This window comes from Amycolatopsis acidiphila, assembly GCF_021391495.1.
GTDB classification, from domain to species: Bacteria; Actinomycetota; Actinomycetes; order Mycobacteriales; family Pseudonocardiaceae; genus Amycolatopsis_E; species Amycolatopsis_E acidiphila.
Genome location: NZ_CP090063.1, coordinates 5,903,952 through 5,924,700, shown reverse-complemented (window position 1 = coordinate 5,924,700; position 20,749 = coordinate 5,903,952). Strand labels below are relative to the sequence as shown.

The 20,749-nt window shown below is 65.2% G+C and carries 14 protein-coding genes; 6 read left to right on the top strand and 8 right to left on the bottom strand.

Features of this window, described 5'->3' with window-relative positions; genetic code table 11:
• Positions 1 to 3 precede the first annotated feature (3 nt).
• The gene (locus LWP59_RS29060) at positions 4 to 477 is read left to right on the top strand and encodes a pyridoxamine 5'-phosphate oxidase family protein (RefSeq protein ID WP_144637698.1); all 474 of its coding nucleotides are present in this window, start codon (positions 4 to 6) and stop codon (positions 475 to 477) included.
• Here the strand turns inward: LWP59_RS29060 and LWP59_RS29055 are convergent.
• Complete coding sequence (locus LWP59_RS29055; RefSeq protein ID WP_144637700.1) at positions 474 to 1,637, bottom strand: steroid 3-ketoacyl-CoA thiolase; 1,164 nt, start codon at positions 1,635 to 1,637, stop codon at positions 474 to 476. The genes LWP59_RS29060 and LWP59_RS29055 overlap by 4 nt on opposite strands.
• A 249-nt stretch (positions 1,638 to 1,886) precedes the next feature.
• On the opposite strand from LWP59_RS29055, the gene LWP59_RS29050 reads away from it, so the two are divergent.
• Positions 1,887 to 3,113, top strand: coding sequence for a cytochrome P450 (locus LWP59_RS29050; protein WP_144637702.1), 1,227 nt, complete (start codon positions 1,887 to 1,889; stop codon positions 3,111 to 3,113).
• A gap of 1,182 nt (positions 3,114 to 4,295) precedes the next feature.
• On the opposite strand, the gene LWP59_RS29045 is transcribed toward LWP59_RS29050, so the two are convergent.
• Genes LWP59_RS29045 through LWP59_RS29035 form a run of 3 tightly spaced genes read right to left on the bottom strand, consistent with a single transcriptional unit; the run spans position 4,296 to position 7,441 of the window.
• Positions 4,296 to 5,456 carry a thiolase domain-containing protein gene (locus LWP59_RS29045; protein WP_144637704.1) on the bottom strand — a complete coding sequence of 387 codons (1,161 nt, stop codon included), beginning with the start codon at positions 5,454 to 5,456 and terminating at the stop codon, positions 4,296 to 4,298.
• A complete protein-coding gene (locus tag LWP59_RS29040) occupies positions 5,457 to 6,473 on the bottom strand; it encodes a thiolase domain-containing protein (protein ID WP_144637705.1) in 1,017 nt (338 codons plus the stop codon).
• 11 nt (positions 6,474 to 6,484) lie between these two features.
• Positions 6,485 to 7,441 carry a Zn-ribbon domain-containing OB-fold protein gene (locus tag LWP59_RS29035; RefSeq protein WP_144637708.1) on the bottom strand — a complete coding sequence of 319 codons (957 nt, stop codon included), beginning with the start codon at positions 7,439 to 7,441 and terminating at the stop codon, positions 6,485 to 6,487.
• A 78-nt stretch (positions 7,442 to 7,519) separates the two neighbouring features.
• On the opposite strand from LWP59_RS29035, the gene LWP59_RS29030 reads away from it, so the two are divergent.
• A complete protein-coding gene (locus LWP59_RS29030) occupies positions 7,520 to 9,088 on the top strand; it encodes an acyl-CoA synthetase (protein ID WP_144637710.1) in 1,569 nt (522 codons plus the stop codon).
• A gap of 154 nt (positions 9,089 to 9,242) precedes the next feature.
• Here LWP59_RS29030 and LWP59_RS29025 read toward each other — a convergent pair whose 3' ends face one another.
• The 3 genes from LWP59_RS29025 to LWP59_RS29015 all read right to left on the bottom strand — a co-directional run bounded on the left by LWP59_RS29025 (position 9,243) and on the right by LWP59_RS29015 (position 13,428).
• On the bottom strand, positions 9,243 to 11,081 hold the full coding sequence (locus LWP59_RS29025) for a glycoside hydrolase family 2 protein (protein ID WP_222425520.1): 1,839 nt from the start codon (positions 11,079 to 11,081) through the stop codon (positions 9,243 to 9,245).
• 162 nt (positions 11,082 to 11,243) lie between these two features.
• Entirely contained in the window at positions 11,244 to 12,539 is a 1,296-nt protein-coding gene (locus LWP59_RS29020) for a glycosyltransferase (protein ID WP_144637714.1), read from the bottom strand.
• A 556-nt stretch (positions 12,540 to 13,095) separates the two neighbouring features.
• A complete protein-coding gene (locus LWP59_RS29015) occupies positions 13,096 to 13,428 on the bottom strand; it encodes a hypothetical protein (RefSeq protein ID WP_144637716.1) in 333 nt (110 codons plus the stop codon).
• A gap of 1,148 nt (positions 13,429 to 14,576) precedes the next feature.
• Between LWP59_RS29015 and LWP59_RS29010 the strand changes: the two genes are divergently transcribed.
• Positions 14,577 to 16,796, top strand: a complete 2,220-nt coding sequence (locus LWP59_RS29010; protein WP_222425521.1) for an FAD-dependent oxidoreductase — start codon at positions 14,577 to 14,579, stop codon at positions 16,794 to 16,796.
• 107 nt (positions 16,797 to 16,903) lie between these two features.
• A complete protein-coding gene (locus LWP59_RS29005; protein WP_144637720.1) occupies positions 16,904 to 18,121 on the top strand; it encodes a polysaccharide pyruvyl transferase family protein in 1,218 nt (405 codons plus the stop codon).
• A gap of 190 nt (positions 18,122 to 18,311) precedes the next feature.
• Here LWP59_RS29005 and LWP59_RS29000 read toward each other — a convergent pair whose 3' ends face one another.
• Positions 18,312 to 19,100 (bottom strand): crotonase/enoyl-CoA hydratase family protein, encoded by a 789-nt coding sequence (locus LWP59_RS29000; protein ID WP_144637722.1) that lies wholly within the window; start codon positions 19,098 to 19,100, stop codon positions 18,312 to 18,314.
• 53 nt (positions 19,101 to 19,153) lie between these two features.
• Here LWP59_RS29000 and LWP59_RS28995 point away from each other — a divergent pair, with 53 nt between their 5' ends.
• Complete coding sequence (locus tag LWP59_RS28995; protein ID WP_144637724.1) at positions 19,154 to 20,749, top strand: acyl-CoA synthetase; 1,596 nt, start codon at positions 19,154 to 19,156, stop codon at positions 20,747 to 20,749.

Sequence of the window (20,749 nt, the reverse complement as noted above, 5' to 3'; positions counted from 1 at the left end):
GTCATGGTCAGTTGGCAGGAGTTCACCCAGGCCGCGCCCGAGCTTGCGAAGCAGGTCCGCGCGCGGTTCGACGCTGCCGAAAGTCACGTACTGGCAACGCTTCGCCGTGACGGGGCGCCCCGGGTCAGCGGTACCGAGGTCGATTTCGCGGGGCCGCAGCTGATGGTCGGGTCGATGCTCGGCGCACGGAAGGCACAGGATCTGCAGCGGGACGGGCGCTACGCGATCCATGCTTTTCCGGGCGGCAGTGGTGACGTCAAACTCGCGGGCGTCGCCACGGAGGTCACCGATCCGGCGGAAATCGAAGCTGTGCAAGGCAATACAGAACCGTGCCACCTGTTCCGCCTCGACCTCGCCGAGGTGGTCCTGACCGAGGTGGCGGGCACGACGCTCGTGGTCACCCTGTGGCGGCCCGGGAAGTCGCTGGTGCGATTCGAGCGTCCGGACAACGGGCCGGTGGTGCGTATCGAGCTCTAGACTCGCTCCAGGATCGTGCCGGTGGACAGGGCGCCGCCGGCGCACATCGTGACCAGCGCGGTGCTCTCGTCGCGGCGTTCGAGCTCGTGCAGCGCGGTGGTGATCAGCCGGGCCCCGGTGCAGCCGACCGGGTGCCCGAGCGCGATCGCGCCACCGTTGACGTTCACCTTGGCCGGGTCGGGCCGGTGGACCTGTTGCCACGACAGGACGACCGACGCGAACGCTTCGTTGACCTCGAACAGGTCCGGATCGCTGATCGTCATGCCCGTGCGCCGCAGTACGCGTTCCGTTGCCTGGATGGGACCGTCCAGGTGGTAGTACGGCTCGGCACCGACGAGTGCCTGCGCGCGGATGCGGGCGCGGGGCCGCAGCCCGAGTTCGCGGGCACGCGCGGCGTCCATCAGCAGCACGGCCGACGCGCCGTCGGAGATCTGCGACGAGGTGCCCGCGGTGTGCACGCCACCGTCGAGGACGGGCTTGAGCCTGGCCAGTCCCTCGAGCGTGGTCTCGCGCAGTCCCTGGTCCTTGGTGACGAGCCGGGTTTCGCCTGTCGGCGCGCCGGTGTCGTCGAGCACCGGCGCCTTGACCGGGACGATCTCGCGGTCGAATCGGGCCTGCGTCCAGGCCGTGGCAGCCCTCGTCTGTGACGAGAGGCCGAAGCGGTCGACGTCCTCGCGGGTGAGGCCGCGGTTGGTGGCGATGCGCTCCGCCGCGCTGTACTGGTTGGGCAGGTCGATCGACCACGAGTCCGGCTTCGGCTGCCCGGCGTCCACACCGCGGTTCGCGCCCAGCGGCACGCGGCTCATCGCCTCGACCCCGCAGGCGACGCCGATGTCGATGGCATCCGCGGCGATGAGTCCTGCGATCAGGTGGGTGGCCTGCTGCGCGGAACCACACTGCGCGTCGATCGAGGTCGCGCCGGTGGCCTGAGGGAGACCCGCGTGCAGCCATGCCGTGCGCGTCACGTTGCCGGACTGCTCGCCGGCCTGGGTGACGCAACCGCCGATGACCTGCTCGACGAGCACCGGGTCGAGCCCGGCCCGTTCGAGCAGTGCCGCCTGGGCTGCGCCCAGCAGTTCGGCCGCGTGCAGCCCGGACAGCCAGCCGCGCCGCTTGCCGATCGGGGTCCGCACGGCCTCGACGATGACGGGTTCGCCCACCGTGGTCTCCTTCGTCCGAAGTTGCCTCGCGCTCCTTTCAAACTAGAACAAGTTTCATAAGCAGGCAAGCAACCCGCAGGTCAGTCGATTTATGATCATGTTTAAAGAGGACCGGTTCTACCAGGAGTTTCAAGATCCTAATCGAGAAAGTAAACGGGTATCACCGAAGATCTATCTTTAGTTAACACCGTATGCTTCAATCTGTTCTAGAACGTGTTCCACGACGACGTGGCATCCCGGGAGGTAGCCGTGGCAACACCGATGATCCCCGCCGGCTTCGACTTCACCGACCCCGATCTGTACGCCCAACGACTTCCGCTGCAGGAGTTCGCGGAACTGCGACGGACCGCTCCGGTGTGGTGGAACGCCCAGTCCCACAACGTCGCCGGCTTCGGCGACGACGGCTTCTGGGTCGTCACGCGCCTGGAGGACGTCAAGGCGGTCTCGCGTGACAGCGAGCTGTTCTCGTCGCAGGAAAAGCTGGCGATCATTCGGTTCGACCACACCATGACGCCGGAGAACATGGACGCGAACCGGTTGGTGCTGCTCAACATGGACGCGCCGCAGCACACGAAGCTGCGCCGCATCGTGTCGAAGGGCTTCACGCCACGTGCGATCGGGAAGCTCGAGGACACGCTGCGCGAGCGCGCGGCACGCATCGTGCACGAGGCCAAGAACAAGGGCTCGGGGGACTTCGTCCAGGACGTCGCCTGCGAGCTTCCGTTGCAGGCGATCGCCGAGCTGATCGGCATCCCGCAGGAGGATCGCCGCAAGATCTTCGACTGGTCCAACCAGATGATCGGCTACGACGACCCCGAGTACAACGTCGAGCCGCTCTCCGCCTCCGCCGAGTTGGTCGGCTACGCGTGGAACATGGCAGAGGAACGCCGCCGCTGCCCGATGGACGACATCGTCACCAAGCTCATCCACGCCGATGTCGACGGCGAGTCGTTGAACTCCGAGGAGTTCGGATTCTTCGTCATCCTGCTTTCGGTGGCGGGTAACGAGACCACGCGCAACGCCATCACGCATGGCATGAAGGCCTTCCTCGATCACCCGGACCAGTGGGAGCTCTACAAGGACCAGCGCCCGAAGACGGCTCCCGACGAGATCGTCCGCTGGGCGACGCCCGTCGTCGCATTCCAGCGCACCGCGATGGCGGACACCGAGCTGGGCGGCCAGCAGATCCGCCGGGGGGACCGGGTCGGGCTGTTCTACAGCTCGGCGAACTTCGACCCCGAGGTGTTCGACCATCCCGAGCAGTTCGACGTCCTGCGCGAGGACAACCCGCACGTCGGCTTCGGTGGCACCGGCTCGCACTACTGCATCGGCGCCAACCTGGCTCGGCTGGAGATCGACCTGATCTTCAACGCCATCGCCGACGAGATGCCGGGGATCCGCGAGATCGCCCCGCCGGAGCGACTGCGCTCGGGGTGGCTCAACGGAATCAAGCACTATCAGGTCGCCTACTCCTGAGGCTGTCCCGGTGGGCCCCTCCCGGTGGGAGGGGCCCGCTGGCTTCCGGGCAAGGGGCGGCGCGACATGGCGAGGGAACCACTGCACTCCCGCGGAAATGGCGATGTCCCGCGATTGATTACGGAAACGGCGGCAATCACCGCGCGCGCAACGGCACTACGCTCAAACCCCGCCCGACAGTGAAAGCCTGTCCGTCCCTGGGGCGATATGGCAGTGGGATCAAACCCCCGCACGGCGGGCCCTCCTGGGCGCGGAACGTTGGTGGGTCGAACCCCTCATCACGCGACGCTGGGGCCGAATCCGCGCGGGCGGTCGAACCCGCGCACCCAGGCATGACATGGCGGCGCAATCAACCCCCCGCGTGGCGGCGGCTCACGCGCCGTCCAGGCGCGACACGGCGGCCGGGCCAGCCGCCCCACCCGGGCGCGACGGCGGCAGACCCCGTCCCACCCGGCGGTCGACCCGACCACCCGGCCGCGACGCGGCGGTCGATCCCGCCCCATTCGGGCGCGACGGTGGCCGACCCGCCCCACTCCGGCAGTCGACCACGACTCGTTCGGCTGCGACGCGACGGTGGCCGACCCGGCCCCATTCGGGCGCGATACGGCAGCCGCCCCCCACTGGGACGCGATACGGCGGCGAACCCTCTCCTGCCCGGGCACAACGCTGCGGCCGCCTCCACCCACCCGGGAGCACGCGGCGGCGACCTTGTCCCACCCGCGCGCGCCGCGGCGGCGGATCCCAACCGCGCCTGCGGGGTGATATGGCGAGGGAGCCGATCCACCTCCCGTGAAATCGCGACGGCCCCCAACCGTCTACCGCGCTCGAAAGCATCCGATCACCTACCGCGCGCGAACGGCGGCGGCCCCGCCAGGAACCACCGGGCGCGGAACCGCCGCTCGAATCGGCGTACGGAACCGCCACCACAACCGCCGGCAGGAACCACTGCGCGGAACCGCCGCTCGAACTGCCGCTCGAACCGGCGCGCGGAACCGCCACCAGCAACCGCCAACCGGAACCACCGGGCGCGGAACCACCGCGCGGAACCACCGCGCGGAACCACCGCGCGGAACCACCGCGCGGAACCACCGCGCGGAACCACCGCGCGGAACCACCGCGCGGAACCACCGCGCGGAACCACCACCACCACCACCACCACAACCGCGGCCGCGGCCGAAAATCCTAAGGCTTCGCCGCGCCGACCACCCACATCGAGAAATACTGCGAGCCACCGCCATAGGCGTGGCCGAGGGCGATGCGGGCGCCGTCCACCTGGTAGTCCCCGGCGCGGCCCATCACCTGCTTCGCCGCCTCGGAAAAACGTAGCATGCCCGACGCGCCAATGGGATTCGACGACAGCACGCCGCCCGAGGGGTTGACCGGGAGGCGGCCGCCGAGGGCTGTCTCGCCGGCTTCCGTCAGCTTCCAGCCCTCACCTTCGGGCATGAACCCCAGGTTCTCCAGCCACATCGGCTCGAACCACGAGAATGGCACGTAGATCTCCGCAGTGTCCACCTGCGATAGTGGATCGGTGATCCCCGCCTCCTTCCACAACGCCGCCGCCGCGTCGCGACCCGCTTGCGGGCTGACCTGGTCGCGCCCGGCGAAGGTCGTCGGCTCGGTGCGCATCGCCGTCGCGTGGATCCACGCCGCCCCACCGGGAACCGCGTCGCCGGCGGCCTCGTCGCCCACGACCATCGCGCACGCGCCGTCCGAGGAAGGACACGTCTCGTCGTACCGGATGGGGTCCCACAACATCTGCGACGCCCGCACCGACTCGACCGTGATCTCACTTTGCCGTAGATGCGCGTACGGGTTCAACGCCCCGTTCCGCCGGTCCTTCGCCGCCACGATGGCACCGATGTGCTCCGGCGCCCCGGACCGGCGGATGTAGGACCGCACGTGCGGCGCGAAGTACCCGCCCGCACCGGCGCCGACCGGCATCTGGAACGGCGGCATGATCGACAGGGCCCACATGGCGTTCGACTCCGACTGCTTCTCGAACGCGACCGTCAGCACCCGCCGGTGCACCCCGGCCTGTACGAGCGAAGCCGCGACCAGCGCTGTCGAACCGCCCACCGACCCCGCGGTGTGCACCCGCAGCAGCGGCTTCCCCGTCGCGCCAAGGGAATCGGCGAGGAACAGCTCCGGCATCATGACGCCCTCGAACAGGTCCGGCGCCTTGCCGAGCACCACCGCGTCGATGTCCGGCCACTCCACCTGCGCGTCGGCCATGGCGCGGTCGATCGCTTCGCGCAGCAGCCCGGGCATCGACACGTCGGTCCGCTTGGCCCGGTGGTGGGTCTGCCCGGTGCCGAGCACCGCGGCGAGTTGCTTGCCCATTCAGTCGAGTCCTTCCATGACCGCGACGAGGTTCTGTTGCAGCGCGGGCCCGCTGGTCGCGTGGGCGAGCACCCGGTTCGCGCGCCCGGTGAAGATCTCCTTCGCCGCTTCGCCGATCCGGGCCAGTCCCGCCGCGAACATCGGGTTCCCGGTCAGCGCGCCTCCTGACGGGTTCACCCGCACCTGCTCGTCGAGCCCGAGTGACGCACGCAGGATCAGCTCCTGGTGCGTGAACGGCGCGTGCAGCTCCGCGACCTCGACCCCGGACGCGCCCGCCGCCCGCGCCGCCGCTTCCGCCGACGGGGCCCGGGTCAGGTCACGGGCGCCGAGCACCGGCGTGTCGACCCGGTGCTCGATACCGGTGATCAACGCGGGCCGCTCGGCGAACTCCTTCGCGCGGGCGGCCGACGCGAGGATGATCACGGCAGCCCCATCAGTGATCGGCGCGACGTCGTGTGGCCGCAGGGGATCGGCGAGATACGGCTCGTCCAAAAGGGACGACACGTCGACGTCCCGGTACCGGGCGGCGACCTCGGCCAGGTCCTTCTCGCTCCACAGCCCGGCGTCGAGCCCGAGCCGTGCCTGCAGGGCGGCGATGCTGATCGAGTCCGGCCACAGCGGCGCCACGGCGTACGGGTCGAGCTGCAACGCCAGCACCCGGCGCAGCTGCCCGGCCGACGACTTGCCGAACCCGTACACCAGCGCGGTGTCGACCTCGCCCATCCGGATCTTCAGCCACGCCTCGTACAGCGCCCACGCGGCGTCCATCTCCACGTGTGACTCGTGGATCGGCGGGAAGGCGCCGATCGCGTCGACGGCGGAGATGAACGAGAACGCCCGGCCCGCCAGGTAGTCCGAGGACCCCGAGCACCAGAACCCGATGTCCTGTTTGGACAAGCCGGTCTGCCGGAACACCTCGGCGAAGATGGGCACCAGCATCTCCACCCCGTTCGTGGTTCCCGGGGTGCGGCGGACGTTGGGCGCCTGCGCGAACCCGACCACGGCGACATCTGACATCGAAGCACCCCTCACAGGTGGTGGGCGAAGGACTCGTACGGCGCGTCCGGCTCGCCGGTCGGCTCGAAGTGGTCGACGTTCTCCAGGCTCGTCCACCATTCCTCGCGCGGCTTCCACGCGGCACGCACCCGCATGCCCATCCGCACCTCGGACGCGTCGCAGCCCAGCACGAGGTGCAGGAACGCGATGTCGGCGCCGTCGAGCAGGATGTAGGCGGCGACGTACGGCGGCTTGAGGCGCTGCCCGAGGAACGGCACGTTGACGATGCAGAAGGTCGTCACGATCCCGGTGTCGGGCAGCTCGACCTCCTCCTCGGTCGGCACCCCGTCCACCGGGCACGCGCCCCGCGGCGGGATGTAGACCTTGCCGCACGCCGGGCACCGCTGGCCGATCAGCCGGCCTTCGGCCAGCGCCTCCAGGTAGCGGCTTTCCTCGGGTGACGCGGAATGCTGGTAGTGCAGGTGCACCGGGGCGATCATGATGCCCTCGCGGTCGGCCGCGGGCGGCGGCTCCGGCGCGGTCCCGTCGGGCGCGCCGACGGGCACGAAGTACGCGATGTCGCGGATGTGCCCGACCGGCTCGTCGGCCCACCGGACGCGCACGCGCAGCCCGGTGTGGACGTGCTCGGGCGAGCCGGCGTCGACCGCGTGCAGCATCGGCGTGTCGGCCCCGTCGAGCTTGATCAGCGCCCACGCGAACGGGCGGGTGAGCGGTTGCGCCTCGAGCGGCTCGCTCATCCATGACCACGAGACGACGGTGCCCTCCTCGCCGACCGGGACGAACTCGGTCAGCGGGTCCGCCGTCACCGGGTCGTACTCGACGGGTGGCACGTGCACCCGGCCGTCCGAGCCGCGCACGCCCTCGATGCGGCGCTCGCGCAGTCCGGTGAAGAAGCGCCCGAGCACCGGCCCGAGCGAACGTGTGTAGTCGAAGCCGACTTCGAGCGGAGCTGACAGCACTGTACTCACCTCAGAAGTGAAACACGTTCTCGAAATAGCGGCAAGATGCACTTGCCCGCCTGTGGAACACGTTCTAGATTCGAGCCCATGACGACCTCGGCGGACACTCGTATCACGACCGGTCTGTGGAGCATCGCGGCGGCGGAACCCGGTCGGACCGCGGTGGTCGACCCGGACGGCACCGAGATCAGCTACGGCAGGCTCGCGGCCAAGGCGGACGCGTACGCGCGCGGGCTGCAGGAGCTGGGCCTGGAGACCGGGGACGCGATCGTGGTGCTGCAGCCCAACAGCCACGAGCTGGTCGCCGCGTACTTCGCCGCGATCCAGTCCGGGCTCTACGTCGTGATGGTCAACTGGCACCTGGTGGGGCACGAGATCGCCTACATCCTCTCCGACAGCGGGGCCAAGGCATTCCTCGCGCACGAACGCTTCGCCGGGGCCGCGGTCGCCGCCGCCGACGAGGCGGAGCTGCCCGCCGAAGGGCGGTTCGCGGTGGGGAGCATCGACGGGTTCCGCGCGGTGGGCGAACTCGGCGCGGGTGGCGAAGGACGGCCCGCGCACCGCACCGCCGGTTCGCCGATGCTCTACACCTCGGGCACGACAGGGCGCCCGAAGGGCGTCCGCCGGCCGCTCACCGGCGCCGATCCCGACGAGGTCCCGGCAGCATCCGCCTGGTTCTTCGGCATCTTCGGCCTCGCGCCGTTCGACGACCACGTGCACCTGTGCGGTTCGCCGCTCTACCACACGGCGGTGCTGAACTTCGTCGCGATCTCCATCCAGCTCGGGCACACCGCCGTGCTGATGGACCGCTGGGATCCGGAGGAGATGCTGCGCCTGATCGAGCGGTACCGCGTGACGCACAGCCACATGGTGCCGACGCAGTTCCGCCGCCTGCTGGCGCTGCCGGACGACGTGCGTGGCGCCTACGACCTGTCCTCGCTGCGGAACATGATCCACGGCGCGGCGCCGTGCCCGCCCGAGGTCAAGCGCCGGATGCTGGACTGGTGGGGGCCGGTCGTCACCGACTACTACGCCGCGACCGAGGGTGGCGGCACCGTCATCAGCGGCGCGGAATGGCTCCGCAAACCGGGTTCCGTCGGCCTGCCGTGGCCCGGCTCGACGATCAAGATCCTCGACGACGAGGGCGCCGAGCTGCCGCCGGGGCAGCCGGGCGCGGTGTACATGAAGATGGGCACGTCCACCTTCGAGTACCACAAGGACAAGGCGAAGACGGAGAAAGCGCGTCACGGCGACCTGTTCACCCTCGGCGACGTCGGTTACCTCGACGAGGACGGCTACCTGTTCCTGCACGACCGCAAGAACGACATGATCATCTCGGGCGGGGTGAACATCTATCCCGCGGAGATCGAGAACGAGCTGATCATGCATCCGAAGGTCGCGGACATCGCGGTGTTCGGCGTGCCCCACGAGGACTGGGGCGAGGAGATCAAGGCGGTCGTGCAGCCGGCGGAAGGCGTGGAGCCCAGTGAGGAGCTGACCGCGGAGCTGCTCGACTACGCCCGCGCGAGGCTGGCGAAGTTCAAGCTCCCCAAGTCGGTCGACTACCTGCCGGAGCTGCCGCGCGATCCGAACGGCAAGCTGTACAAGCGGAAACTGCGGGACCCGTACTGGGAAGGCCGGGAACGCGCGATCTGACGATAGGTACAACGCCGATTGACCGCAGCCGTTGTCCCCTCTGTGTGCCGCCGCCGACGACGTCAGCCTTCGGGAATTGGCGCGGCCGTTCCGGCGGAGCCGGTTCCGCGGGGCGCCTGCAACTTCAACGATCAGTGGGCTTACGCGGTGTATCTCAATGCTGAAGTTCCGCCGGGTCTTCCGGGGCTAACCATGTCTTCTCGATAGCGGCCACCCTGGTCTGCGCCGCCCTGATCCGTCCGAGGTCGAACTTCGGTTCCCGGTTGAAACAGAACAAGCCATTCTGTTCCTTGAACACATCGGTCAATTGGGTATAGCAGTAGCCAAACATGTTCTTGTTGTCAAGTAACACGGAGACTAATTCCTCGAAGCGCCGATAGAACTCTTCCAATGATACGGGAGCCTCTCCGTAACCCCAGGAATCCTCGCTCGGATCAATTTCGGAGCTCCACCAAATTCCCCCAAACTCGCTGCAGAAGTAAGGCTGACCGCGGTAAGGGATTGACCACAGCCCATCCGGCATCTGGCGAGGCAGAGGCCGATCTGAATCGCCGTTGACAAACGGCTTGCCAACATCAAGGCCTTCCATTGCTGCGGCGAACTTAACCGGATCCTGCTCGTAGTAGTGTGAATCGTAAATGTCGGTTTCCGGTACTCGGTGCGAGTATCCGGATGCGTCGATGACCGGCCGCGATCGATCGGCTGCTTTCGTGGCGAGGAACATTCCACGGGTCACGTCGTCAAGAACTGTGATTCGGTCATGCAGGGTCTGGTGGGTCTCGTTGAGTGGGCACCAGCCGACAATCGAGGGATGAGAATAGTCTCGTTCGACGACTTCGAGCCACTGTGTGATGAAAGACGCGGTGGGTTGCTGGTTATCGACCGTGGCGCTGGTGTCTGCCCCCCAGTCTCCGAACTCACCCCATACGAGATAACCGAGCCGGTCACAATGAAACAGAAAGCGCTCCTCGAACACCTTTTGGTGCAACCGTGCCCCGTTGAACCCTGCCGTCATCGACAGTTTGATGTCCCTGACCAGATCTTCGTCGGACGGCGCCGTCATGATGCCGTCGGGGTAGTAACCCTGGTCCAGCACGAGGCGTTGGAACACCGGCTTGCCGTTGAGTAGCACCGTTCTGCCGTCGATGGCGATCGAACGCAGTCCGCCGTAACTCTGGGCCTCGTCGAGGACGCGCCCCCGACCGTCCACAAGTTGGAGCGAGATATCGTACAGCGCTGGATCCTCGGGGCACCAGAGTCGGCGCCGGTCCTTTGGGACGTACAGTTCTAGCTTGGTTCCGAAGTCGATGTCCGCCCGCCGCTGCGCGGTCGTGACCTCTCCCGACGCATCGGACAACCTTGCGCGTACTGACAGCCCGCGGCGGGCTCCCCTGATACCGACGTCAATTTCAATGACCCCTCGCGCCACATCTGGTGTTATACGTGGACGGAGTAGATGACTCTCGGCAACGGGCTCAAGCCAGACTGTCTGCCAAATTCCCGTCGTTCGAGTATAAAACGCAGTATAGTTCTCATAACGGCCTGACTGTTTCCCTCTGGCCTGAGGTCCGGTGTGGGGGTCACGTGAACGCACTACGATGGTGGCCCGCTCGCCGGCCTTGGCGACGCTGCTCAAATCCACCGAGAACGGCGTCCATCCTCCTCGGTGTCGCGCCATTTCGGAACCGTTCACCCAGACCGTCGTGTCGTGGTCGACCGCCTGGAAGTGCAGCAGCACCTTCCGGCCAGACCATTCGTCCGGTATGTGGACAGTGCGTCGGTACCATACTGACTTCATGAAGTCCACGTCGCCGATACCCGACAGCGTGGATTCCGGGCAGAATGGCACGAGGATCTCGTCGGCTAATTCTCGATCGACTAGGCCACGCTCGAAGCCCGAGTCTGCACGGTCCACCTCGAACTGCCATTTCCCGTTGAGGCACAGCCAGTCGTTTCGGGCGAACTGGGGACGAGGATGCTCTGCTCTGGGCACTGACATGTTTCTCCCAATGAAATCCTCATACCGTAGATTGAACTCCCGTCAAGTTATCAAACCGAGGTGGCGAGCACAACGTCGATGACGAGCAGCCGCGCACCCACAAAGAAGCGCCGGTACCGCCCTCGCGGGCAGTACCGGCGCTGACCTGGCCAGTTATCACTCTCGTGGTGTCGGAGAATCTCCGGTCAAGGACTCCAGGATCTCGACGGCTGCCGCGGCACCTCCTTCGGCTCGCGTCAGGCGGCCTAGCTCGTGTGCCCGAGTGGCCATACTGCGGCTGGAGACCGCCTGGCGGAGGGCCTCACTCAGATTCTCGGCGGTGAGGGCACGCTGAGGCAACGGTGGCGGAGCTACGCCAAGCACGTGCATGCGGTCTGCGTAGTACGGCATGTCACTGAAACCGAAGGGGCAGACTACCTGCGGCCGGCCGGCGACCACCGCAGCGCTGATCGTGCCACCGCAGTGATGAACGACTGCTGCCATTTTTGGCAGGAGCCAGTCATGGGGTACCTGGTCGACGTAAAGCACCTGTTCATTTTCGGCAGCCGGGCGAATCGATCCCCACCCGGTCGCGACGACGGCGCGGACTTTGGCTAAGCGAACGGCCTCGGCGACGATGTGGCCAGTTCGGGCGGCGTTTCGGCCGATGTTGCTGCCGAATCCTATGTACACAGGCGGTTCCCCGGCGGCGAGAAAGTCCGATAAGTCTTGAGGGGGAGCCCATTCCGACGTGGTTGGGAGGTTCCAGAAACCTGTCGTGTGCACCCAGCCTGGGTAATTCGTTCCTTCTGGCAGGACGTACCGGGTGAAGCCCTGCAGCATGGTCACAGGACCGCCCTTAGGGTTGCGAAGATAGTCTCGGTGCTGCCATCGACGAGGTAGCCGGAGTGTCTCCTTTCGCCATTTTCGCACTGAGGAACCTTCGTAGTATTCGAGCATAAATCGTGCCCACCAATAGGATGCCTTATTTAGCTGAGGTGGCAACGGGAAAGGAAACCGAGGTTCCGGAAAGGCTTTTGTCGGCACCCAGAAGGGTTGGAGCCCGACTGGCACAGCCGGTATCCCAAGCAGTTCGGCGACCTCATGTCCGGCAAGTGCGACGTTGTGAACCACGAGGTCCGCATCGGCGCCTTGAGCTGCAGTCTCGGCCATATCTTCGAGCAGTTCGGCGATGACGTCGTTGTATTTTGGCCGAAGCTGGACGGCAGTCTTCTTGCCGCGCAGTCCGCGGAAATTGTTATCTGCCATTTCTTGAAATTCGGGGTAGTTAACTAACTTGGACGCCACGTCCCTGTATCGAATGAGATCGACCCCGTATGGTTCGACTAGGGAAGCCATCGAGGCTGGCAGTCCGACGATCGCCTTATGTCCTGCTGCCTGCAAAGCTGTGGCGAGGGCCGCAAAAGGTTGTACGTCTCCTCGGCTCCCGTGTGTGAGAATGAGAACTTTCATAACCCATGGTAGGAATAATTTTCTGAATATGCCACGGAGGTAAGTTCAGCCGGCTGGGTACCGGTCGCGCAAGCAGTAGGCGGGGAAGAAGCTATTCGACGAACGTCCGGCAGGTCAAAGGTCAAGCACGTGTGATCGAACCGATACCAGCAACGCTGATATTTTAAGCCCGTCGCATTTTGGGCGCCTAATGCATTTTCGTGCACTCGATTTCGCCATAGAATGGCAGTAGCGTGACTGGCAGGCTCCGTTCGGCCCTGCGGCCCGGCGCCGAGGCGCACGAGCGGTAGATAGCGGGTGGAGCAATCGTGCCGATCGTTGGAGTGCCGTTTGGCGCCGATGATAAGATCACGTTTTCAGTAGCGGGCATGGCCAATTCGTAGCGCTGTTTGCCGCGGCCTTGCATGCAGAGGGCTTGGTTGATGCTTATCAGGGTCTCCAGGCGGTCGGGCTAGTCCCGCGAGGCTAGGTACGATCGTGATATTCAGGTAGCAGTAATGGTCCAGCGATCACGAGACACCGTGTGCAGACGACGACCACCATTGCCGACTGGCGCCTAACGATGAACATCTTGCTGATCAAGCCGAGTACCCGGCGGGTTAGGGCCCGAACCTCGACGCCCTGCGATCGCGCGAAAGGCGATCAACATCTCCGCACTGGTCGAGAACACTGCCTGTACGGGGACCACCGTGAAAGTCCCTGTCCCGGCGTGCAGCAGACGGCGGCGCTCGATCCGTGCGGCCAGCGTTCCCGTGCGAATGAGGAATCCGGCGACGATGCAGGAGTATATGTCCACGATCTGGAGCCGCTGAACGCTGCTGGCAGCCAGGCCGGCGTTGAGGTAGGGCTGCGCCAGGTAGACGATGCTGATGCCGGGTAGCACGAGCATTATCGGCAGGACAGGTACAACCTAACCCCGTCTATTGTCGTCAGGGTGGGGCGTCTCACAGCGTCACTCACAGTCACTTCAGGCGCGAAAGTCCCTCGCCTCCCCCTCGTGCGCTACCGAGATCAGGCTGGACCGGATGTGCGGCATGGGGCCGGTCGAAGGGTCGGCGGCGAGCGTGAAGTGTCCCGGGTCAGGGGCGGCGACTTCAGCCAGGCGGCGGTCGCTGGCCGGTTGACAGAGGCCGCTCTATCCCTACAATGAAATCTAGGTTTCACTATTCTGCGGCTCGTTCTGTACGGGCAGTGCATCGTCGATGCTGTGTGGTGCGGTGATGAATTTGTGATTGATGGTTCCATCCTGGTTCGAACGTATTGGCTCGACCACCGGAAGAGTCTGTGCGCCTGTGGTGCGGTACGACACGACGGCCGATGGTCATGTCGGCATCCTTCGAGGGTCTGTCGTTGTCCGACGTCGCTGACTCGAACCGGGTACCGCAGCGCTGCGCGCTAGGTGCGACAGATGGCCCGCAGGTCAGCGAGACGGGGTTTGCCGTGTTGGACCGACGACGGATCGGGGGTGTTTCGAAGCCGCTGCAGCGACCAGAGTTTGTGCGACCGGTGCGTGTGCGTTCCTGTGCCGAGCTGGCTGTTCTCCACCTGTTCGCCAGAGCTGGAGCGTCCTTGCAGGGATCGGTCGAGAGTTACTGCGCGGCGTCCTCCAAGATGACGGAATTATGTTCTGGCATTCCGCGAACACGTTCGAAGGTCGGCAAACTCCGTCTCCCGCGACGATCGAGTGATCTTGAAGAACCCGATCCGCTGGATCTGTTGTTTCGGAAGCGGCCGCACAACTGACACGACGATTCAACCGGATGCTAGCGCGACGCTGGCTGTAATTGCTGTGTCTCAGGGCGCTGCGCCCTCGCGGGCCCGGGTGAGCGGCGCGATCGTCGGCTAAGCCGGTGATGTAACGCTCGTGTGCGACTGAGACCTCTTTCGTGATCATTCCACCCCGTCTGCGACCCGGGTACCTGGCGAGCGCGGGTTCGCGAAGCATTAGCGCGTTCACTTGAACAGTGTGCACCATCGAACAGGAGATGACCTGGTATGAGCCAGATACGGACAGTATCCGACACAGACCGCCGGAGTGTGCCCATTGCGCTCTTACATGCGGACCTCGTCGTCGTCGGTGGTGGAATGGCCGGGACTTGCTGTGCGATAACTGCGGCGCGCGCGGGCGCGAAGGTGGTGCTAGTCCAAGATCGTCCAGTGCTGGGGGGTAATGCAAGTAGCGAAGTTCGATTATACGTGTGTGGTGCGACCTATCTGGGGCACGGAAATAACAGATGGTCGCGCGAGGGGGGTGTTATCGACGAAATACTTGTAGAGAACACCTTTCGAAATCCTGAAGGTAATCCAGTAATATTCGACACGATCCTTCTCGAAAAGGTCGTCGATGAACCGAATATCACGCTACTGCTGAACACGATCGTTCATGGGGTGAATAAGGAGGGCTCGAGGATACTCTCGGTCGAGGCGTTCTGTAGTCAGAATCAGATGCAATATCAGATCAGCGCGCCATTGTTCTGTGATTCTTCCGGCGACGGTATTCTCGCCACCTTGGCCGGTGCCGCTTTCCGCATGGGGGCCGAGGCGGCTGACGAATTCGGGGAAGGCTTCGCGCCCTCAGAGGAGTACGGGGCGTTGCTGGGCCACTCCATCTACTTCTACACGAAGGACGTGGGGCGCCCGGTCAAATTTTTGGCGCCGAGCTTTGCTCTGGACGACGTCACGACAATATCGCAACACCGGAGTTTCAGTACCAGTGAGAATGGTTGTCAACTGTGGTGGATCGAGTACGGGGGCCGTCTCGACACAGTACACGATACCGAAGAGATCAAATGGGAGCTATGGAAGGTAGTCTACGGTGTTTGGAACCACTTGAAAAATTCGGGCAAATTTCCCGAGGCTGAGAATCTGACTCTGGAATGGGTGGGTCTCATTCCCGGAAAACGGGAAAGTCGTAGGTTTGAGGGGCACTACATGCTCCGGCAGAAGGACATCGTTGAGCAGGTTGAGCACGAGGACGCGGTAGCGTTCGGTGGTCACCCGATTGACTTACATCCTGCTGATGGCGTGTTCAGTGAACATCCCGGTGCCAAACTCATCTTCCCTCCAGGGATCTTTCAGATTCCGTACCGCTGCCTGATTAGCCGAAGCGTTTCGAACCTGTTCCTGGCCGGGCGGCTGATCAGTGCCTCGCACGTCGCGTTCGCTGCGACGCGTGTCATGGCCACCTGTGCTCACGGGGGGCAAGCGGTCGGTATGGCTGCCGCGCTCTGCGCGCGGGATGGCCTGGAGCCAGTGGAATTACTGTCCGTCCCCCGCATCGGGGAACTACGCCGGGAACTCCTGAAGACCGGGCAGCATGTGCCCGGAGTGCCATTGCGAGACTCGCAGGACCTGGCGACATACGCACGCGTGGCTGCTTCCAGTGAATACGTGTTGTCGGAGCTGCCAGGAGATGGCCCTGCATTGCGGCTCGACGCTTCTCGCGCTCAGCTGCTGCCGTTGCCGGCTGGGCGTCTGCCGCAGGTGGGGTTCACGCTCAACGTCGACGCCCAGACCACATTGCGAGTGGAAGCACGCATATCCGATCGGGTCGACAACCATACGCCGAGCGAGGTGCTCGGTGTGTGCGAGCTTCGACTCGCCGCCGGAGCGGACCAGCATGTCAAGGTCGACATAGAGGCGTCGATCGATAAAGATCGCTACGTTTTTTTCTGCTTGATGGAGAACGAGCATGTAGCTGTGGTCTCGAGCGAGACCAGGCTGACTGGCATGACGGCAGCCTTTCACGAGCACACGCAGAAGTTCGATGAGGCGATCGGTAGTCCTTACATCGAGCTGTGGTGCCCCGAGAAGCAGCCGCATGGGCGGAACCTCGCCGTTACAGTGAACCCTCCCCTCCGGCCGTTCTCCGCCGCCAATATCTGCAATGGCTTCGCTCGCCCGACGTCGCAACCGAACGCCTGGCTGAGTGCTTCTGATGACGAAGACCCGACACTGACTTTGAGCTGGGCCGGGTCTCAGCGCATTGGATCGGTTGACCTCCGCTTCGACACGGATTTCGACCGTCCGATGCTCACAGTGTTGGTGGAACAGGATGAACGAGCGATTCCGCATTGCGTGCGCCACTACCGTCTTCGTGCCGACGACCGCGTCGTTGCCGAGGTTACAGATAATCATCAGACCCGGGCAGTCCATGTCTTCGATCCGCCCCTGGAAGCGACTGAAATGGCTGTCGATATCCTAGCTACCAACGGCGCCGGCCCCGGAGCAATTTTCGAATTCCATTGTTACGAGTGAGCTGACGGCTCAGCGTTTCTGCGGTGGATCCCGCCCCGTCGTGTCCCCAGGCGCGGCGGGGTTCACTGTGTGCGCGGATGTTGCCGGCAACAGCGAGGGATAGCTTGATGTCTTATGAGACTGCTTCAGCCGATCATGGGGAAAGCGGGGAGGGACGGCCGCTGTACTACCTTGTCGCTGCGGCGGGACACCCGAACCTCGGTGACGAACTTATCGCTGCTGGCTGGCTCCGCTACCTGGCGAACATAGCTCCGGAAGCCGATGTCTGGGTGGACACGAACACGCCAGGTCCGGCAGCCGTGCTGCTAGCCGGTCTCCATCCCCGAGTGCGGTTTACCGACACGCTCTGGCGCCTCTGTCAAGCGGCTCCCTCTGACGATCCCTGGCAAGTGGCCTCCTGGCTGCAGGACACGGTGGCCGACCCCGAGATGGCGCCGCGTTACCGGCTCGGCATCCACCTGCTCACAAATGCTGACGTGCTCCATTTGATCGGCGGGGGCTACATCAACACCATGTGGCCGAGGCATCTCGGGTTGGTTGCAGGGGTTGCGGCGGCGGCGCGGCTTACTGGTGCCCGTGCAGTGATGACCGGGCAAGGGCTGGCGCCGGTCGATGCCGACTGCATCGCCTTGGTCCGGGGGTTGGTGGCGGACTTCGACGTGGTTGACGTCCGCGACGAAATGTCGGCTGCCGTTCTGGGGATTGCGGGCGGCGTGGATGACGTTTTTCTCGACCCCCGGTCCGCGCTCTGCGGCATGGAGGATGTACCGGAGGTCATGCTGTGTCTGCAGGCCGACCTTGTGGACGCTGGCATCGGTAAATTGGCAGCCGTCGCGCTCGCGACGATGCAGGCTTGGAACATATCCCCGGATAACATAGGTTTTGTCGAGGCGATTCCTGGGCAAGACCGGCAGGTGTATGCGCTGCTTCGCCACGAGTTTCCTGGTGCACGGTTCTATTCGTTCCACGAAATCTGGCAGCGAGGACTGCCGGCCTCGCAATCACAGGTCTGGCTCTCCAGTCGGTTTCATATTCATCTGCTTGGAGCAATAGCAGGTGCGCGCGGCGTCGCACTCTCAGTGCTCCCCGGCTACTATTCGGTGAAGCATCGTTCCCTGGCTGACCTCGGTTCGGGATGGACTGTTCTGGAAGATCTGTCGCAGGTTCCTGCGATGCCGGACTCTGGTGGATTTGATACCGAATTGGTGGAACAATGCCACCTCGCTAAAATCGGTATCGCGAAGAGAGTGTACGAGGATCCGCGGGATGACTTTGAACTTTGCCAGGTCGATGGGTTGAAGAACAGCATCCTGACTTCCTCGTGACCGTTCAGTTTGCCGACAACCCGGCTATGACAGCACTGCTGGTGGTAGCCGTCCTGTCCCGGCTGCAATGGTCCCCGACCGCCACACCCGCCCGTCCTGCCGAAAGAACCCACCCATTTGTTGTTGCGGAACCAGAGCCGCCAGATCCCCTCGGGGGCATGCTGCTCCGGCGGACGTACGTGTGCGTGGTTTACTTGCCCTCGAACCGCGGCTTGCGCTTCTCCGCGAAGGCGCGCGGGCCTTCCTTCGCGTCGGCGGACTGGAAGACCTTCAGCCCGTACTGTGCCTCCAGCTTGAAGGCCTCCACCTCGTGCAGGCCCTCGGTGTCCCGGATCGTGCGCAGGATCGCCTGGACGGCCAGCGGCCCGTTCTCCGCGATCCGGTCGGCGATCTCCAGCGCCTTCGACAGCGCAGTCCCGTCGGGCACCACGTGTCCGATGAGCCCGATCTCCTTCGCCTCCGCGGCGGTGACGTGCCGTCCGGTCAGCAGGATCTCCGCGGCCACCGTGTACGGGATCTGCCGCGGCAGCCGCACCGCCGAACCGCCCATCGGGAACAGGCCCCAGCGTGCCTCCGACACCCCGAACTTCGCGCTCTCCCCGGCGATCCGGATGTCCGTGCCCTGCAGGATCTCCGTCCCGCCCGCGATCGCCGGGCCCTCGACCGCGGCGATGAGCGGTTTGGTCAGCCGCCGCCCCTTGAGCAGGCCCTCGATCCGGCCCGGGTCGAACGTGCCCTGCTCGTAGGAGTCGGCGGGGGAGTGCCGCGCCATGGACTTGAGGTCCGCGCCGGCGCAGAACGCGCCACCGGCGCCGGTCAGCACGCAGGACCGCACGGACGGGTCCTCGTCGACCCGGTCCCACGCCTCGACCATGATCGCCATCATCTCGCCGGTGATCGCGTTGCGGGCCTCCGGCCGGTTCATCGTCACCACGAGCGTGTGTCCGCGTTGTTCCACCAGTGCGTGCGGTTCAGCCATCCGTACCTCCACGGGCCATTGCCCAAAACAATAACATGTTCTACTTTGGCTGAGTGGCTTACAACATCGCGGATCTCCTCGAGCACGCCGTCGACGCCGTGCCGGATCGCCCCGCGGTCGTGTGCGGCGGTCGTCAGGTCACCTACGCGGAACTGGACCGCCGTGCCAACCGGCTCGCCCACCACCTCGCCGCCTCGGGGGTCGGCAAGGGGGATCACATCGGCGTGTACTCGCGAAACTCGATCGAAATGACCGAGGTGATGTACGCGGCGTACAAGTTGCGCGCCATCGCGATCAACGTCAACTACCGCTACGTGCAGGGCGAGCTGAAGTACTTGTTCACCAACGCGGACCTCGTCGCGCTGGTGCACGAGCAGCGTTATGCCGACAAGGTGGCGGACGTCCTGCCGGACGTGCCGAAACTGAAACACGTTGTAGTCATCGAGGACGACAGCGGGATGCCCTTCGACGGCGTCGCCTACGAGACCGCGCTCGCGCAGAGCTCCGACGAGCGCGACTTCGGCGAGCGCAGCTCCGACGACATCTACATGCTCTACACCGGCGGCACCACGGGCTACCCGAAGGGTGTGGTCTGGCGGCACGAGGACGTCTGGCGCGCGCTGGGCGGCGGCATCGACTTCGTCACCGGCGAGTACGTCCCGGACGAGTGGACGCTCGCGGAGAACGGCAAGAACGGCGCGCTCGTCCGGCTTCCCGCCGCGCCGCTGATCCACGGTGCCGCGCAGTGGGCCGCATTCGGCGCGCTCTTCGGCGGCGGGACGGTCGTGTTCGTGCCGCAGTTCGACGCGGACGAGATCTGGCGCCAGGTGGCCGAGCACAAGGTGCACGTGCTCACCATCGTGGGCGACGCGATGGCCCGCCCGCTCATCGAGGCCTACCACCGCGGCGGCTACGACGCATCGTCGCTCGTCGCGGTGTCCAGCCACGCCGCGCTGTTCTCCCAGTCGGTCAAGCAGGAGTACCTCAGGACGTTCCCGAACGTCGTGCTGACCGACGCGATCGGCTCGTCGGAGAGCGGCTTCACCGGCATGGGCATGGTCGCCAAGGACGCCGACCACTCGGCGGGCCCGCGGGTCAACTTCGGCAAGGACGCGGTCCTGCTCGACGACGAAAACCGGGTGCTGCCAAGGGAACCCGGTGTCACCGGGCGCATCGCCCGTAGCGGGCACGTGCCGCTGGGCTACTACCGTGACCCCGAGAAGACCGAGGCGATCTTCGTGGAGGCCGATGGGGCCCGCTACGTCGTGCCCGGCGACTACGCGCGCTACGAGGAGGACGGCACGGTCACCCTGCTGGGCCGCGGCTCGCAGTGCGTCAACACCGGCGGCGAGAAGGTCTTCCCGGAGGAGGTCGAGGGCGCGCTGAAGTCGCATCCCGACGTGTTCGACGCGCTCGTCATCGGCGTCCCGGACGAGCGGCTCGGGCAGCGGGTCGCCGCGATCATCGAGACCCGGCCGGGTCAGCGGCCCGACCTCGCCGCGATCGAGGCGCACGTCCGCACCGAGATCGCCGGCTACAAAGTGCCGCGCACGATCTGGATCGCCGAACAAATCGGGCGGCTGCCCAGTGGTAAACCGGACTATCCATGGGCGCAGCGTTACGCGGCCGAACACCAGCCCGTCCAGTAG